At 29.0% G+C, this 18,677-nt stretch carries 14 protein-coding genes; 12 read left to right on the plus strand and 2 right to left on the minus strand.

Features of this window, described 5'->3' with window-relative positions; genetic code table 11:
* The first annotated feature begins 173 nt into the window (after window positions 1-173).
* Window positions 174-2,867, plus strand: coding sequence for a magnesium-translocating P-type ATPase (gene mgtA, locus GFJ41_RS00595; RefSeq protein WP_170074868.1), 2,694 nt, complete (start codon window positions 174-176; stop codon window positions 2,865-2,867).
* 164 nt (window positions 2,868-3,031) lie between these two features.
* Complete coding sequence (locus GFJ41_RS00600; RefSeq protein WP_170074354.1) at window positions 3,032-4,306, plus strand: 5'-3' exonuclease; 1,275 nt, start codon at window positions 3,032-3,034, stop codon at window positions 4,304-4,306.
* A 179-nt stretch (window positions 4,307-4,485) separates the two neighbouring features.
* On the opposite strand, the gene GFJ41_RS00605 is transcribed toward GFJ41_RS00600, so the two are convergent.
* Window positions 4,486-6,213 (minus strand): NADH-dependent [FeFe] hydrogenase, group A6, encoded by a 1,728-nt coding sequence (locus GFJ41_RS00605; protein ID WP_170074355.1) that lies wholly within the window; start codon window positions 6,211-6,213, stop codon window positions 4,486-4,488.
* 298 nt (window positions 6,214-6,511) lie between these two features.
* Here GFJ41_RS00605 and fdhF point away from each other — a divergent pair, with 298 nt between their 5' ends.
* The 10 genes from fdhF to GFJ41_RS00655 all read left to right on the plus strand — a co-directional run bounded on the left by fdhF (window position 6,512) and on the right by GFJ41_RS00655 (window position 17,215).
* A complete protein-coding gene (fdhF, locus tag GFJ41_RS00610) occupies window positions 6,512-9,190 on the plus strand; it encodes a formate dehydrogenase subunit alpha (protein WP_332841096.1) in 2,679 nt (892 codons plus the stop codon).
* A 279-nt stretch (window positions 9,191-9,469) separates the two neighbouring features.
* Window positions 9,470-10,081, plus strand: a complete 612-nt coding sequence (gene mobA, locus GFJ41_RS00615) for a molybdenum cofactor guanylyltransferase (RefSeq protein WP_170074356.1) — start codon at window positions 9,470-9,472, stop codon at window positions 10,079-10,081.
* Complete coding sequence (gene fdhD, locus GFJ41_RS00620; RefSeq protein WP_170074357.1) at window positions 10,068-10,838, plus strand: formate dehydrogenase accessory sulfurtransferase FdhD; 771 nt, start codon at window positions 10,068-10,070, stop codon at window positions 10,836-10,838. The genes mobA and fdhD overlap by 14 nt, the downstream gene beginning before the upstream one ends.
* A gap of 16 nt (window positions 10,839-10,854) precedes the next feature.
* Complete coding sequence (locus GFJ41_RS00625) at window positions 10,855-11,715, plus strand: ABC transporter substrate-binding protein (RefSeq protein ID WP_021430893.1); 861 nt, start codon at window positions 10,855-10,857, stop codon at window positions 11,713-11,715.
* Between the two features lie 9 nt (window positions 11,716-11,724).
* Window positions 11,725-12,414 carry an ABC transporter permease gene (locus GFJ41_RS00630; protein ID WP_170074358.1) on the plus strand — a complete coding sequence of 230 codons (690 nt, stop codon included), beginning with the start codon at window positions 11,725-11,727 and terminating at the stop codon, window positions 12,412-12,414.
* A gap of 1 nt (window position 12,415) precedes the next feature.
* Window positions 12,416-13,045 (plus strand): energy-coupling factor ABC transporter ATP-binding protein, encoded by a 630-nt coding sequence (locus GFJ41_RS00635; protein WP_170074359.1) that lies wholly within the window; start codon window positions 12,416-12,418, stop codon window positions 13,043-13,045.
* Window positions 13,046-14,272: a molybdopterin molybdotransferase MoeA gene (locus GFJ41_RS00640; RefSeq protein ID WP_170074360.1), complete on the plus strand. Its 1,227-nt coding sequence runs from the start codon at window positions 13,046-13,048 to the stop codon at window positions 14,270-14,272. It abuts the gene before it with no gap.
* Between the two features lie 92 nt (window positions 14,273-14,364).
* On the plus strand, window positions 14,365-16,260 hold the full coding sequence (locus tag GFJ41_RS00645; protein ID WP_170074361.1) for a molybdopterin biosynthesis protein: 1,896 nt from the start codon (window positions 14,365-14,367) through the stop codon (window positions 16,258-16,260).
* Window positions 16,261-16,305: 45 nt separating this feature from the next.
* Window positions 16,306-16,776, plus strand: a complete 471-nt coding sequence (gene moaC, locus GFJ41_RS00650) for a cyclic pyranopterin monophosphate synthase MoaC (RefSeq protein WP_021430898.1) — start codon at window positions 16,306-16,308, stop codon at window positions 16,774-16,776.
* Complete coding sequence (locus GFJ41_RS00655; protein ID WP_021430899.1) at window positions 16,769-17,215, plus strand: MOSC domain-containing protein; 447 nt, start codon at window positions 16,769-16,771, stop codon at window positions 17,213-17,215. Before moaC ends, GFJ41_RS00655 begins: the two co-directional genes overlap by 8 nt.
* A 142-nt stretch (window positions 17,216-17,357) precedes the next feature.
* Here GFJ41_RS00655 and brnQ read toward each other — a convergent pair whose 3' ends face one another.
* Window positions 17,358-18,641 (minus strand): branched-chain amino acid transport system II carrier protein, encoded by a 1,284-nt coding sequence (gene brnQ / locus GFJ41_RS00660; RefSeq protein ID WP_035113934.1) that lies wholly within the window; start codon window positions 18,639-18,641, stop codon window positions 17,358-17,360.
* Window positions 18,642-18,677 lie beyond the last annotated feature (36 nt).

Consider the following 18,677-nt stretch of genomic DNA (forward strand, 5'->3'; position numbering starts at 1 on the left):
ATGCTATTTACTTGTATACTAACTATGTAAGTTCATTTTGTTTTCACTTTAAAAATAAAGTACAAGAGTTTTATTTATGCTGCCTGTTTACTAAAAATATAGTAACAGGCATTTATTTTGTCATTTATTCTCATGCACTTGCAAAATAGTGAGGAGGGAATAATATGAAAATCATGAACATGAAAACAAAAAAAATAGAAGTGAAAAAAGAGGAAAGAAGAAATTTAACAGAAACTAAATTAAAAAAAGCTGCGGTATTATCACAAACAGAATTATTTGATTTTTTACAAACAGATTCAAATGGACTAAGTGATAAAATTGCTAAAGATAGAATAGAAGAATATGGATTAAATGAAATAACAGATAAAAACAATGATACATGGTATAAGAGATTATTTAATTCATTTGTAAACCCATTTACAATAATACTTGTAGTGCTTGCACTAATATCATTTATAACAGACTTTGTTATAGCCGCTCCAGAGGATAGAAGTTTAACAGCTGTAATTATAATAGGTAGTATGGTCACATTAAGTGGAGTATTAAAGTTTGTTCAAGAAGGAAAATCAAGTAATGCAGGTAAAAAGCTAAGAGAAATGATAATAACTACAGCTACAGTATTACGTGGTGGAAAAGAAGTAGAAGTTCCAATAAATGAACTAGTTCCAGGAGACATGATAAAATTAGCTGCAGGAGATATGATTCCAGCAGATATAAGAATATTATCATCTAAGGATTTATTTATAAGCCAGGCATCAATGACTGGAGAATCTGAACCTGTTGAAAAGTTTGGAAAAGAACTAGAAACAGTTTCTGTGATGAGCCAATCTATACTTGAACTTGAAAACTTAGCTTTTATGGGAACTAATGTAATAAGCGGATCAGCAACAGCAGTTGTAGTAGTTACAGGAGATGACACTTTTATAGGTAATATAGCTGATATAGTTACAGAAAAAAGAGAAGAAACAAGTTTTGATAAAGGTGTAAATTCAGTAAGTATGATTTTAATCAAATTTATGGCAATAATGGCTCCAACAATTTTCATAATAAATGGATTAACTGATGGAGACTGGTTAGAAGCATTCTTATTTGGTATATCAATTGCAGTAGGGCTAACTCCTGAAATGTTACCTATGATAGTTACTACAAATCTTGCAAAAGGTGCAGTAGCAATGTCTAAGAAAAAAGCTATAGTTAAAAATTTAAACTCTATTCAAAATTTCGGAGCTATAGATGTATTATGTACTGATAAAACAGGAACTTTGACAGAATATAAAATAATATTAGAGCGCCATTTAGATGTTGAAGGTAATGAAAATTTAAGTGTTTTAAAACATGGATATTTAATAAGTAAATTCCAAACAGGACTTAGAAATTTACTAGATGTAGCTATACTTGAATATGGAGAAAAAAAGAATTTAGCTGATATTGTAAGTTCATATGAAAAAGTTGATGAAATTCCATTTGACTTCACTCGACGTAAAATGTCAGTAGTATTAAATGATGAAGATAATAATAATCAGCTACTAACAAAAGGTGCAGTAGAAGAGATGTTAGACATTTCAAGTAAAGTGGAGTATAGAGGAGAAATAGTTGATTTAACTGAGGACTTAAAAGACAAAGTTTTAAAAACAGTAGAAGATCTAAACAGCAAAGGTATGAGAGTTATAGGTGTAGCTAGAAAAGCTAACGTATCAAAACATACAGAATTCTCAACAGCTGATGAAAAAGATATGATTTTAGTTGGATATATAGCATTTTTAGATCCTCCAAAAGAGTCTTCATATGAAGCTATAAAAACTTTAAATGAATATGGAGTAGATGTAAAAGTATTAACTGGAGATAATGAACAAGTAACTAAATATGTATGTAAACAAGTTGGAATAGATGTAAGTAATATAATACTTGGACATCAGGTTGAAGTAATGTCAGATGAAGAATTAAAAGAAGTAGTAGAAAGTACAAATGTATTTGCAAAACTTTCACCAGAGCAAAAATCTAGAGTTGTATCAATGTTAAGAATCAATGGTCATGTAGTTGGCTTCATGGGAGATGGAATAAATGATGCACCAGCTATGAGAAAATCAGATGTTGGTATATCAGTTGATACAGGTGTAGATATAGCAAAAGAGTCAGCAGATATAATATTACTTGAAAAAGATTTAATGGTTCTTGAAAATGGAATAAAAGAAGGTCGTAAAACTTATGCAAATATAATTAAGTATATAAAAATGACTGCAAGTTCAAACTTTGGTAATATGTTTAGTGTATTAGCATCAAGTATATTCTTACCATTTTTACCAATGCTTCCAGTTCAATTATTAATGCTAAACCTTATATATGATATATCTTGTATGTCAATACCATGGGATAATGTAGATGAAGATTACTTAAAAGTACCACGTAAGTGGGAAGCAGCATCAATTGGTAACTTTATGAAATGGATAGGACCTACAAGTTCAGTATTTGATATAACAACATATCTATTAATGTACTTTGTTATATGTCCTGCTGTATTAGGTGGCGGATATAATGATCCGGGAGTAGACAAAACTTTATTCATGATGTTATTTAATGCAGGATGGTTTGTTGAATCATTATGGTCTCAAACATTGGTAATTCACATGATAAGAACACCAAAATTACCATTTATTCAAAGTAGAGCATCACTTCCACTACTTATATTAACAACTATGGGTATAGCTGTAGGAACAATAATACCATATACTCCATTTGGAAGTGCATTAAACCTTTATCCTATGCCAATGATATACTTTGCATGGTTAATAGCTACAATAATAGCATATATGGTTTTAGTTACTATAGTTAAAAAAATATATATAAGAAAATATGGGGAATTATTATAAATGACTGAATAAAAAAGAAGGGTATATTGAGCTGATAAAAGGCAATATATCCTTCTTTTTCTATAGTAAATATAGTTAATATATCTATAATTTCAAAATAATAAAATGTATATGTTATAATTAATACATTGAGATTAATGACCATTAAAAAAGAGGAGAGAATTATGGATTTATTTGATTTATTAGAACAAAAAGAAGCTAACGAAAAAATCAAAGAATCTGAATTATCTAGAGGAGATCATATAAGACTTAATAGTTATGTTGGATCTAGATTAAATACAGATTTCAGAACGAAAAATAAAAAAGCTAATAATATAAAAGAAGAAATAGATACAATAAAAGATGTTAAGGAAACTAAAAATATTGAAATAAAAGAAAGTGAAAAAGTTAAATATTTAAAAATAGATAAAGACAATAATAAAGAAAAACTACTTATTATAGATGGGTCATCATTACTTAGCACAAGTTACTTTGCAAGACTTCCAAGACAAATAATGTTTGCTAAAACAATTGAAGAAAAAGAACAATTTTATGATAAGATACTTCAAACAAAAGATGGAATATATACAAACGGAGTTTTTGGGTTTATGCAAATTATGCTATCTATGATAAAAGATCAAAAGCCTACACACTTAGCAGTGTGCCTAGATTCTACTAGAATGACTTTTAGAAAGTTAATATATGATGATTACAAAGGAACAAGAAAACCTATAGAAGTTCCTTTAAAAGAACAATATGATTTATTAAGAGAAATGCTTGAAACTATAGGGGTTAAGGTTTTAATTTCAACTCCAAGTGAAGACTATAGCAATGTATTTGAAGCTGATGACTTTGCAGGAAGTTTATCAAAGCAATTCCAAGATCAAATTCCAGTTGCGCTATATACTAAAGATGAAGATTATTTACAATTAGTTGACCACAACACAGTTGTATGGATGAATACATCAAAAGCAACTGATATAGCTAAAACTTGTGATATAAACTTGAAAGAATGTAACTTACCAAACAATACATTTGAATATACAGTTGATTTATTAAAGAAAGTTAAAAAATTAAAACCTCATCAAATAATTGACTATAAATCTATATCTGGAGATTCTTCAGATAACATTCCAGGTATAAAAGGATTAGGAGATACAACAAGTATACCGCTACTTCAAAAATATAATACACTAGAAGATATATATAAAGATATAGAAGGATTAGATGAAAAAGGATTAAAGTTAAAAGCAACAGATTGGAAAAATGAATTAGGAATAAGAAATCCTATGAAAAAGTTAGTTGCAGAAAAAGACAATGCATTTATGTCTAAACAGTTAGCAACAATAAAAACTGATATAGATGTAGGTTTAACTTTAGATGACCTAAAAATAAATATAGACAAAGACATATTAAGAGAACAACTAGATAAGTACGAAATGAAAAGCATAAAATTATAAAAAACAGAAAAAGGAAATCTTAAAACAACTTTTTAAATAAGCTAGAGTTAGAGATATCAGTTTTAGCGACCTTCAAAGCATCTTTCCAGCTTTGGGAGCAAAAACTATATCTCTAACTTGAGCAACATTAATGAATACTTGTTTTGAGATTTCCTTTTTATTTATATAAATTGTGTTTTTTACTTTTCTCTTTTAACGTAATGAGTATGAAGTATATGATGAGCCTTATGAGCTCCAGGTGATTTTAAATATTCATCATATAATTTTATAATAGATGGATTTTCATGAGATTTACGTAAAGGTTTATCTTTATCTATTTGATATAAACCTTGTGCACGTTTTTTAACTATATCAAAATCTCCATTGTGGTATGGTTGACCACCACCACCAACACATCCGCCTGGACATGCCATAACTTCTATTATATGATATTTGCAAGTTCCTGCTTCTATTTGATCTAAAACGTTTCTTGCATTACCTAATCCACATACAACCGCTACATTAACATCCATTCCATTTATATTTAAAGTAGCTTCTTTTATACCTTTTATTCCTCTTAATTCTTTAAATTCAACTTTTTCTAAAGTTTCTTTAGTTATCCACTCATAAGCAGTACGAAGTGCAGCCTCTAAAACCCCACCAGTTGTACCAAATATTACAGAAGCACCTGTAGACTCTCCAAGTGGATGATCAAAATCACTTTCTGCTAAAGAATCAAAGTTTATGCCAGCTTCTTTTATCATTCTAGCTAGTTCTCTCGTAGTTATAACTTTATCTACATCTTGGATATTATCAACAGATAACTCTTCACGAGAAGCCTCGAATTTCTTAGCTACACAAGGCATAACTGCTACAACATACATATCTTCAGGTTTTTTATTAATTTTTTCAGCTAGATAAGATTTTGCTATTGCTCCAAACATTTGTTGTGGAGACTTACATGAAGAAGGATGATTTAAAAGTTCTGGTTTTTGATGTTCTATAAATTTAACCCATGCTGGACAACAGCTTGTAAGTATAGGAAGATTTTCACCAGCTTGTAATCTAGTTAAAAATTCATTTGCTTCTTCCATTATAGTTAAATCAGCTGCAAAGTCTGTATCGAAAACTAAATCGAATCCTAATTTTCTAAGAGCTGTAGCTATTTTACCAGTAACTATAGAACCAATTTCCATACCAAACTCTTCGCCAAGAGCAACTCTAACTGCAGGAGCTATTTGAACAACGACTTTTTTATTATTATCATCTATGGCGTTCCATACATCACCTATATTATTAACTTCTGTTAATGCACCAGTAGGACAGACTGCAACACATTGACCACAATATGTACAAGATGTGTTTGCTAAAGATTTTTCTTCAGAACTAATAACAGTCTTACAGCCGTTATTAATTTCAGTTAATAATCCAACTGTTTGAACTTTATTGCACATAACTTCACATTTTCTACAAAGAATACATTTTTCAGGGTCTCTAACTATAGATTTACTAGAGTTATCTATTTCATATCTTAAAGATGGTTTATTAACATTTAATTTTCTTATACCTAAGTCAGCAGCTATAGATTGTAGCGTACAATCATGATGCTTTTCGCATAATAAACAGTCTTGAGGATGTGTTTCAAGCATTTTTTCTACAGCATCTTTACGAGCGTTTATTGCTTTTTTAGAATGAGTGTATATTCTCATATCTTCAATAGGATAAGAAGAACAAGAGTTAACTAATCCTAAATTTGTTTCAACTTTACACACTCCGCATGAAGCGCATTCATTTATATTTATGTCTTTAAATTTTAAATTACATAAATGTGGTATATCTATATTTAAAGATTTTGCAATTTCAAGTATTGTATTATTTTTATCAATCTTTACACTGGTATCATTTAAAAATATATTAATAAAACTCATTGTATTAACTCCTATATTATGATATTTTATATTTGTTAAAAAAGTCGAACTTAAAATGATTATACTATAAAATATTGGGTAGCGGGCAATTAAAATAATATTTGTTAAATAAAAATTATTTGGATTTGAAAGAATTTTTACAATATTTCATAAAAATTAATTTGCAAAAAAATCCAAAAAAATTGTATTTTCATGTTAAACAAATGTTTAAATTGTTAAAATTAAAACCAATATTTAAAAAAAATTTTAAAATGTATACAAAATTCAATACTAAAATAATACTTCGGGAGTGAGATAAGTGTTAAAGATCAAGATAAACGATATAGAAACTCAAGTAAGTAATGAATTAACAATACTTGAAGCTTGCAAAACAATGAAAATAGATATACCAAATTTCTGTCACGACGAGAGATTAGTTCCACATGCTTATTGTGGGATATGCGTAGTAGAAGTTGAAGGAAGAGAAGCGTTACTTCCAGCTTGTGCAACAAAGGTTGAGGATGGAATGAATATACTTACTAACAGTAGAAAAGTAAGAAAACAAAGAGCTAAAGTTTTAGAAAACATAATGTGTGATCATGCCCTTGAGTGTACTACTTGTATAAGAACAGGAAACTGTAAATTGCAAGACTATTCAAATGAATATTCTTATGGAATAGATAAAATAAGAGTCCAAGAAGAATCTGCCAAGAAAAAATTACTACCTATAGATGATAGCAATCCGCTATTTACATATGACCCAAATAAATGTATTAAATGTAAAAAATGTTTTAGAGTTTGTGAAGAACTTCAAAGTACTCATGGAATAGAGTGTGAGTTAAGAGGTTATAAAATAGAAAGAAGAGATGAACTTATTGAAAAAATTGGAAAACCAGAATGTGTTTCTTGTGGAAACTGTGTTTCAGTTTGTCCAGTAGGAGCATTAACTCCTAAAAAAGGTGAGTTCTATAACGTAAAAAAAGTTAGAACAACATGTCCTTATTGTGGAGTAGGATGTCAATTTGATTTAAAAGTAAAAAATAATGAAATTGTAGGAGTTGAACCAGCAAATGGAGACTCTAATAAAGGTTTATTATGTGTTAAAGGAAAGTTTGGATACAAGTTTGTAAATCATCCAGAAAGACTTAAAACTCCTTTAATAAAGAAAGATGGAAAATTTGAAGAAGCTACTTGGGAAGAAGCTTATGAATTTATAGCAGATAAGTTTAATTCTATAAAAGAAAATCATGGACATGAAGCTTTTGCAGGATTAACTTCAGCAAGATGTACTAATGAAGAAAACTTCTTATTCCAAAAGATGGTTAGAACTGTTATGAAAAATAACAACGTCGATCACTGCGCACGTTTATGACATTCGTCTACAGTTGCAGGTCTTGCAACTACATTAGGTAGCGGTGCTATGACAAATAGTATTGATGAAGTTGAAAATAATGATGTTATTTTTGTAATTGGTTCAAACACAACAGAAAACCACCCAGTAATAGGTGCTAAGATGAAAATGGCTATAGAAAAGGGTGCGAAGCTTATAGTAGCAGATCCTAGAAGAATTGAGTTAGCAGAATATGCTGATGTTTACTTCCAACTAAGTCCAGCATCAAATATAGCTCTTTTAAATTCTATAATGAATGTAATAATAGAAGAAAATCTTCAAGATATGGAATACATAAAAGAACATACTGAAAATTATGAAGCATTAGTTGAATTAGTAAAAGATTATACTCCAGAAAAAGCATCTCAAATATGTGGTGTTAGTGCAGAAGATATAAGAAAAGCAGCAAGAATATATGCAAATTCAGACAAAGCATCTATATACTACTGTATGGGTATAACTCAACATAGTAACGGTACACACAACGTTATGGCTGTTTCAAACTTAGCTCTTCTTTGTGGAAACATAGGTAAAGAGTTTAGTGGAGTTAATCCATTAAGAGGACAAAATAACGTACAAGGTGCTTGTGATATGGGAGGACTTCCAAACGTACTAACTGGATACCAAAAATATACTGATGAAGTTATTAAAAAGTATGAAAATGAATGGAATGTAAATTTAAATAGAAAAGATGGACTTACTATACCTGAAATAATGCATGAGGTAGAAGAAGAAAAGATAAAATTCTTATATATAATGGGAGAAAACCCAATGATATCAGATCCTGATATAAATCATATAAAACATGCATTAGAAACAGTTGAATGCTTAGTTGTTCAAGATTTATTCTTAACAGAAACAGCTCAACTTGCAGATGTAGTTTTACCAGGAGCATCATTTGCAGAAAAAGATGGAACTTTCTCAAACACAGAAAGAAGAGTTCAAAGAGTTAGAAAGGCAATAGAGCCAATCGGAGGTTCTAAACCAGACTGGATGATACTTACTGAGGTTATGAATAAGTTAGGATATGAAGTAAATTACAACTCTCCATCAGACGTATTTGATGAAATAGCTAGACTTACACCTCAATATGGAGGAATGAGCTATGATAGATTAGAGGAAAAAGCATTACAATGGCCTTGTCCAACAAAGGATCACGAAGGAACTAAATACCTTCATGCTAATGGACCTATGAAAGGAAAAGGAACTTTTGTACCTACTGATTATATAAAAAGTTATGAAGAAATAAACTCAGAATATCCTTATTTATTAATAAATGGAAGAGTATTATACCACTATCACTCAAGAACTATGACAGGTAAAGTAGATGAGCTAAATGAGATAAGTGGTAAGTCATTTATAGAAATAAATCCAAATACTGCTAAAAAATTAAATATAGCAGATGGAGAAAAATTAAAGGTTTCTTCAAGAAGAGGAGAAGTTGAAACAACTGCAAAAATAACAGATATAGTTGAAGAAGAGATTTTCTTTATGCCATTCCATTTTGCAGATGGAGCAGCTAACTATTTAAGTAATACAACTTTAGATGAAATATGTAAGATACCAGATTTAAAGTTATGTGCTATAAAAGTTGAAAAAGTAAGTTAATAAATTTTAGTTGGGTTATTAAAATTAGGGCGCGTCGGTTAAATATATAAGTTTTGCTACTAAAGCCAAAAGATGCTTTAAAAGTCGCTAAAACTTACATATTTAACCTTCGCTAATTTTAGAAAACCCAATTAAAAAATTTATTTGTGAAGGGGAGAATGATATATAAGTTTTGCTCCTAAAGCTAAACGATGCTTTAAAGGTCGCTAAAACTTATATAATATCCCTTCGCTAATTTTGAGATTACAGACTGTAAAATTTGAGATGAGAGAAGAAATTATGAGTCTATGTAAAAGTGCAGTTATATTAGCTGGCGGTAAGAGTAGTAGGATGAAATTTGATAAGCAATTTTTAGTAATAGATGAAAAAAGGCTTATATATGATTTAGCAACTAAGTTAAAAAAACATTTTAATGAAATTATAATTGTTACAAATAAGCCTGAGTTTTATAATGATTGTGGTTATAAAGTTGTTGTAGATGAGATAAAAGACTGCGGACCTTTAAGTGGGATACATATAGGGCTTAAGAGTGCTAATAGTGAATATGTTTATTTTTTAGCATGTGATATGCCTAATATTGATAATAATTATATTGAATATTTAAAAGAAAATATAAATACGTTATATGATGCTTATATTACTAAATTAGATAAATTTGCAGAACCATTTCATGGAATTTACAAAAAAAGTTTATTTAATGATATAGAAAAGTTTTTGCTAAACAGCGATAAGAAATCTATAACTAAATTTTTAGAAGCTAAAAATATTGTTTACTTGAATAAAGATGATTTTAATAAAAATAACTTTAATAAAAACATTTTTATTAATTTAAATAATCAAAAAGACTTACAAAATTTTGTAAAGGAAGTCAATTTAAATGGACGTTACTAAAAAATATATTATAAAAAAATATCAAAATGAAGAAGTAGATGAAGTTGAAGATTTAGTAGTCTGTGAGTATCCGCTTACTATATTTTTAAATGATCAAGAGTTTATAACACTTCTTTGCTCACCTAAATCTTTAAAGAACTTATCTATAGGTTTTTTGTATTCTGAAGGAATTATAAAATCAGCAAGTGACATAGACAGTATTAATATAGATGAAAAAATGGGATATGCATATATAAAAATTGGAAATGTAAGTAAGTTTGCGAAACAACTATATGGTAAAAGAGTAATAACTACAGGTTGTGGGAAAGGGAGTATATTTTATAATGCTCTAGACTCACTAAAATGCAAGCAGTTTAAAAATAATTTAGATATAGATTATAAAAAATTATTAGATATAATGAAGTTATTTAATAAAAAATCAGAATTGTTTTTAGAAACTGGAGGAGTACATAGTGTAGGATTGATAGACGGTGATGATATTTTATATTTTGAAGAAGACATAGGCAGACACAATGCACTTGATAAAATTATTGGAAGCTGTTTAATAGATAATGTGAATATAGAAGATAAAGCTATAATTACTAGTGGGAGAATAACTTCTGAAATAGTTCTAAAGTGTGCGAAACTTGGAATTGGATGTATAATTTCAAGATCAGCACCGACTAATTTAGCAATAGATACTGGGAAAAAATTAAATATAGAAATTATCGGATTTGCCAGAGGCAATAAGTTAAATGTATATAATAAAAATAACTAACAGCGAGGGAAAATTTATGAAATTTAGCAAAAAATTATTAACTTCTGCATTAGCAGTATTAACAGCTGTATCAATTACAGCTTGTAGTGGAAATACAGATAAAAAAGATAGTAAACAAGCTAATCAAAAAGATTTAATATTAGCAACAACAACAAGTACACAGGATAGTGGATTACTAGATTATTTATTACCTGAATTCACAAAAGATACAGGAATAAAAGTTAAAACTATAGCTGTTGGAACTGGTAAAGCTATAAAAATGGGTGAAGAAGGAGAAGCTGATGTACTATTAGTACATGATACAAAGTCTGAAAATAAATTTGTAAAAGATGGAAATTCTAAGGAAAGACATGACGTAATGTATAATGATTTTGTTATAGTTGGACCAAAGGAAGATCCTTTAAAATTAAAAGAAATAAAAGGTGAAAACAAGACTGAAGAAGCTTTAAAGAAAATCAAAGAAAATCAAGCAACATTTATATCTAGAGCAGATGACTCAGGAACTAACAAAAAAGAATTAAAGTTATGGGAAGCTTTAAATGTAGACCCTGAAGGAGCTTGGTACGTAGAATCAGGTGCTGGTATGGGAGATGTTTTAAAAATGGCTAGTGAAAAGCAGGCATACACTTTAACTGATAGAGGAACTTATTTATCTATGAAAGATAAATTAAACTTAGATGTAGTTGTTGAAAATGATAAAGATTTAAAAAATCAATATGGTGTAATGTGTGTAAACCCAGATAAGTTTAAAAGTGTAAATAATAAAGAAGCTGAAGAATTTGAAGAGTGGATACTATCACCAAAGGTACAAAAGGAAATAGAAGGATTTAAGAAAGAAGAATACGGACAATCATTATTCACACCAAATGCAAAATAGGAGAGTTATATGGATTATATAATAGAAGGATTTAAAAATAGCATTTATTTACTATTTAGTTTTAATAAAGAAATATATGAAATTATATTTTTATCATTAAAAGTATCGTGTATTGCTACTTTTATATCTTCTATGATAATGATTCCTTTAGGAGTTTATATAGGTATAACAGATTTTAAGCTAAAGGCTTTATTCTCTAGAATAGTATATACGTTTATGAGTATTCCATCAGTAATTGTTGGGCTTATAATTTCTATTATACTAACTAGGAATGGGCCTTTAGGCTTTTTAGATTTAATGTATACAAAGACTGCAATGATAATAGCTCAGAGTATACTAGTTTCTCCATTAATTTTAGGCCTTACATATAATCTAAGTAAAAGTAGAGGTAAGTATATAAAAGACATGGGGATAACTTTGGGGGCTAATAAATTACAAGTTATAACTCTTATTATTAAGGAATTAAAAGAAGATATTGTAATGAATGTTATAACTGCATTTTCTAGGGCTATATCTGAGGTTGGAGCAGTTATGGTTGTTGGAGGTAATATAAAAGGAGATACTAGAGTAATGACTACATCAATTGCAATGTACAATTCTATGGGAGATTATTCAATGGCTATAGCATTAGGGATAGTATTACTTTTGATTTCATTTATTATAAACAATATAACTTACAATTATAGTATGGAGGATTAATATGAATATAGTTATAAAAAATTTAAAAAAGTACTATAAAGATAAGTTAGTTTTAAATATTGAATTTTTAGAGATTAAAAGAGGTAAGATAACTGGAATTGTAGGCGAAAATGGGGCAGGAAAGAGTACTTTGCTAAATTTAATTAGTGGAATTGATAAGGATTTTACTGGAGAAATCTACTATGATAGTGAGAAACTAAATAAAAATATTCAAAAGAGTATAACCTTGGTTTTTCAAAAACCAAGGCTTTTAAATACTCTGGTATACAAAAACTTAGAATATCCTTTAAAAGTTAGAAATATAAAAAAAGAAGATATAAATACAAAAGTTGATAATGTATTAGACTTATTGGAAATTAAAGAATTAAAAAATAAAAATGCAAATAAGCTTTCTGGAGGCGAAATGCAAAAGGTTGCACTTGCTAGAGCACTAGTATTTAAGCCTAAAGTTTTAATGTTAGATGAAGCTACATCTAATATAGATATAGAATCTAAACAAGCTATTGAAAGAATAATTGTAAACTATAACAAGTGTGAAAATAATACGATTATATTAATCTCGCATGATAAGGAACAAATAAAATCTTTATGTGATAATGTAATTGTTTTAGATAAACAGGAGGGGAATTAAATGGAGTTTTTTAATGTAATGACTGTTGATGAGGTTAAAAAAATTTTATCTAACAATTTTAAAAATATGAAAATAGAAACAGAAATAGTTAATATTTTAGAATGTGAAGGAAGAGTATTAAGTAATGATATAGTTTCTAAGTTTAATGTCCCAGAATTTAATAGGTCAACAGTAGATGGATATGCAATAAAAAGCAAAGAAAGTCATGGATGTAGCGAATGTATGCCAATATTTTTAGATATAGTTGGAGAAGTAAGGATGGGGGAATCTGTAAGTGGCGATATAAAAAGTGGTGAATGTATGTATGTGCCAACTGGAGGAATGATTCCTAACAGTTGTGATGCTGTTATAATGATTGAACATGCTGAAAAGCTAGATGAATTTACGATAGCAATCCATAAACCAACTTCAACTGGAGAAAATGTAGTTTATAAAGGTGATGATATAAAAAAAGATCAGATAGTTATAAAAAAAGGAAAAAAATTAAACTCTCAAGATATAGGTGTTTTAGCAGCTTTAGGAGTTAATGAAATAGAAGTATATAGGACTATTAAGTTTACTGTTATTTCAACAGGAGATGAAATTATAGATTTAGATGAAGATCTAGAGTTTGGTAAAATTAGAGATATAAATGGATATGCAATTTGTTCACTCATAAAGAAACTTGGTGGAGCCGTAGTTAAAAAATCTATAGTTAAGGATGACTATAATTTGCTAAGAGAAGAAGTTCAATTTGGAATAGACAATAGTGATATTGTTTTACTTTCAGGAGGAAGCTCTGTTGGGACTAGGGATTTTACCCATGATGTAATAAACTCATTTAATGGACAAGGAGTATTAGTACATGGAGTGGCTTTGAAACCAGGAAAGCCTACAATAATAGGTGAATGCGAGAATAAAGTTGTTATAGGACTTCCGGGACACCCTGTTTCAGCAATAATAGTTTTTAAAATATTTATAGAGTATTTAGTTAATGAAATTTTAGAAATTAATGAAAATAAATATTTAATTGATGCTATAATAAATCAAAACTTACATTCTTCTCCTGGCAAGAAAACATATCAGATGGTTTCCTTAGAAGAAATTGATAATAAATACTATGCGAATCCAATATTTGGAAAATCATCGATGATAACATTACTTTCAAAAGCTTGTGGATATGTGATTATAGATGAAAACTGCGAAGGACTATACAAAAAAGAAAAAGTTAAAGTACATTTATTATAAACAATAGTACAAATTAGTATATTTTAAATCTTAGGGAGTGCGAGTATAAATGAGTTTTAAAATACAGTCTCTAAGTTTTATAGGGGGGCAATATGAAAAAAGAAGATAGAAATATATATATATCAAATATTGATTTAGATGATGCTATGAACATGTATTTTTCTAAAATAAAATTTGATTCAATCAACCTTGAAGAAATAGAAGTGTATGATTCACTAGATAGAGTAACTATAGAACCTGTTTTTGCAAGAAATTCATCACCTCATTATAATAGTGCAGCAATGGATGGAATCGCTGTTATTTCAGATGAAACTATGGGTGCTAGTGAAATAAAACCTAAAATACTAGAGATAAGCAAAGACTTTGAATATGTAAATACGGGAAATGTTATAAATGATAAATATAATGCAGTAATAATGATTGAAGATGTTATGGAAATAGAAGAAAATAAAGTACAAATAATTTCTCCTGCTTATCCATGGCAACACATAAGACCTATTGGAGAAGATATTGTAGCAGGAGAAATGATAATTCCATCTAATCATAAGATAAGGCCTATGGATATAGGAGCATTAATTTGTGGTGGAATAAAAAAACTAAAGGTAATAAAAAAACCAGTTGTTTCTATAATACCTACAGGAAATGAAATTATTGAGAATATAGATGATATTGAAAAGGGTAAGATACTAGATTCTAATTCAAGAGTATTTGAAAGTTTAGTTATAAAGTATGGCGGAATACCGAATAGATACTCACCTCAAGTAGATGATTATGAAAGTCTAAAAAATACAATAGATAGTGTAAGTAAAAATAGTGACTTAGTAATAGTTAATGCAGGAACATCTGCAGGAAGTAAAGATTACATAGTTAAGGTTATAAGAGAAATTGGAGAAGTAGTGGTACATGGAATAGCACTTAAACCAGGGAAACCAACTATTTTAGGAGTTGTGAACAATACTCCTGTAGTAGGGATTCCAGGATATCCAGTGTCAGCTTATATAGTATTTGAAGAAATTGCTAAAAGACTAATATTAAAGCTTAATGGATTAGAAAAACAAGAAGAAGATAAGTATGAAGCCACAATATCTAAAAGATTAGTTTCATCTTTAAAACATAAGGAAATAGTAAGGGTTAATTTAGGATATGTAGGTAATAAACTAGTAGCTACTCCACTAACTAGAGGTGCTGGAGTTACTATGAGCTTAGTAAAAGCAGATGGAATGATAGAAATTCCTAGAAATATTGAGGGTGTAGAAGCTGGAAGCAAAGTAAGTGTTAAATTACTAAAACCCATGAACCACATAAAAAATTCTTTAGTGTCAATTGGAAGTCATGATATTGTCATGGATATAATAGCAAATAAAATGAATTTATCATCAGGTCATGTTGGAAGCATGGGTGGAGTCATGGCAATAAAAAGAGATGAAGCACATATTGCACCTATTCACTTACTAGATACAGACACAGGTGAATATAATATAAGTTATATACAAAAGTATTTTAAAAATGAAAAGATGGCACTTATAAAAGGTGTAAAAAGACTTCAAGGTTTTATTGTTCAAAAAGGAAATCCTAAAAATATTAAGGGATTTAAAGACTTAACGAGAAAAGATGTTTGCTATATAAATAGACAAAGAGGTGCAGGGACTAGGTTATTACTTGATTATAATTTAAATCAATTAAATATAGATACAGATAACGTGATTGGATATGATAGAGAAATGAATACACATATGGCAGTTGCAGTTACAGTAAAAAGTGAAAGTGCAGATACTGGATTAGGTGTTTTATCAGTAGCAAAAGCTATGGATTTAGATTTTATACCAGTATGTTATGAAAGTTATGATTTTTTAGTAAGAGAAAGTAACTTAAATGATGATAAAATTAAAAAGTTTATTAAAGTGTTACAAAGCACTGGATTTAAGAAGGAAGTAGAAAAGCTAGGTGGATATGGATTTGACAATATAGGAGAAATTATTTATATATAATATAAAAGGTATAATATCATTGATTTAATTAGGAGGCTAAAAAGCATGGAGTTTACTCATTTTAATGAATATGGAAAAGCCAAAATGGTAGATGTTAGCGAAAAAAATGAAACTAAAAGAGTTGCTATAGCAAAAGGTAGTATAAAAATGAAACCTGAAACTATACAAATGATAAAAGATAATAAAATGAAAAAAGGCGATGTTTTGTCGGTAGCCCAAATTGGTGGAATAACAGGTGCTAAAAAAACTTGGGATATTATACCTATGTGCCATAATATTTTTCTTACAGGTTCAGATATAAAGTTTACTGTTTTAGAAAATGAGATAGAGGTTGAAGCTACAGTCTCTACGGTAGGAAAAACTGGAGTTGAGATGGAAGCATTGACTGCAGTATCTACGGCAATGTTAACTATATATGATATGTGTAAAGCTGTAGATAAAGATATGGTAATAGGAAACATAAGAGTTATGAAAAAAATAGGCGGAAAAAGTGGGGAGTATAACAGACATGAATAAAAAAGGAACTGTATTAGCTATTAATATAAGTGAGAAAAAAGGAGTTATAAAAACTCCAATAGAAGTAGGTACTTTTAAGGAAGATCATGGGTTAGTAGGAGATGCTCATGCAGGTAACTGGCATAGACAAGTAAGTTTGCTAGGAGATGAAAGTATAGAAAAAATAAGACAAATGGGAATAGAAGGTCTATGTACTGGAAAATTTGCTGAAAACATAACTACAAAAGATATAGTTTTATATGAATTACCAGTAGGTACTAAGCTTAAGATAGGAGATACTATTCAAGAAGTAACTCAAATAGGGAAAAAGTGTCATGCTGGATGCGCTATAAAAAATCAAGTCGGGGATTGTGTAATGCCTAGAGAAGGTATATTTACAAAAATTATCAAAGGTGGAGAAGTAAGACCTGGAGATACAATAGAAGTAATAGAAGAGTAGGTATAAGGGTAAGTTTTAAATAGTAAGACGCTTAAGACAAATATATAAGTTTTGCTTCCAAAGCTGAAAAAATGCTTTGAAGGGCGCTAAAACTTATATATTTATCTTTTGCTATCTATTTAAAACTTACCCTTATTTTATGTTAAAGAGATGGGGTAGTAGTAGCTTTCGATTTAGCTGGAATTAAGCTAAATACTATTCCTCCTATTATAGCTGGTAAAATCCAGTTAAATCCTAAGCTAGCAAGTGGAATTTGATGAACAAATTGTATGCTTAATCCTAAGCTATCTATAATATTAAGTAAACTTATTAAAAGTGTTGAGTAAGCTGCACCTTTTAATGTCATATCATTAGGAATAATCTTTTTAAATATATTCATAACTACTAAAACTATAGTTACAGGATAGATTAAACTTAATATAGGAATTGCTATTTGTATAATTTTATCAACACCAAAGTTTGAAACTATTGCACTGAATACACAAATGAATATAACTATATGCTCGTATTTTAATTTTTTATTAGTAAAATCTTCGAAGAACTTACCTGTAACAGAAGTTAAACCTATTGAAGTCGTAAGACATGCAAACCCAACTACAACCGCTAACATAATAGTTCCAGTACTTCCTAATAACTGATGAGTAATATTTATAAGTAAAGCTGTTTGAGATATATTTGTATCGTATAAGCTAGAAGCTGTAGCTCCTAGGAATGTTAACCCACCGTAAACCACTGTAAGCCCAACACATGCTATTAAAGCTGATTTTATTGCTAGTGATATATTTTCATTTTTATCTGTATAACCTTTACTAACAAGAGAAGTCATAATTAAGGCTACTATTCCGCCTATTCCTAAGGCATCCATTGTTTGGTATCCTTGAGTAACTCCTGTTATAAAAAGATCTGAAGAATTAACATCTTCTAAATTTCCTATAGGAGATACTATGCCCTTTACTATTAAAAATGCAAGTGATAGTAATAAAATTGGAGTTAAAAATTTACCTATTATATCCATAACTTTAGTAGGTTTTATTGTAAGTAAAAGTGTTATAGAGAAAAATATTACAGAGAATAAAATCGGGTTAAAGTTTTTTGCAAGTGGTAATATACTCATTTCAAATGTTGTTGCTCCAGTTCTTGGAATAACCAATATAGGACCAAGACATAACATCATTAAAAATTCTAAGGTAATTCCGAACTTATTACCGGCTCTACCTATTACATTTTGAAGACTTCCAGCTTTAGAAATTGCAATTATTGATAATAAAATTATTCCAACATCAGCTAATATGAAACCTAAAAAGCTTATTAACCAGCTACTTCCAGAGGAAATACCTATATATGGGGGGAATATCAAGTTTCCTGCTCCAAAGAACATCGAGAATAGAGCAAATCCTATTATTAAAATATCTTTATTTTTATTCATAATTAATCCTCTTTTCTTAATAATTTATAAAGTATA

The sequence above is a fragment of the Paraclostridium dentum genome (assembly GCF_012922555.1).
Lineage (GTDB): Bacteria > Bacillota > Clostridia > Peptostreptococcales > Peptostreptococcaceae > Paraclostridium > Paraclostridium dentum.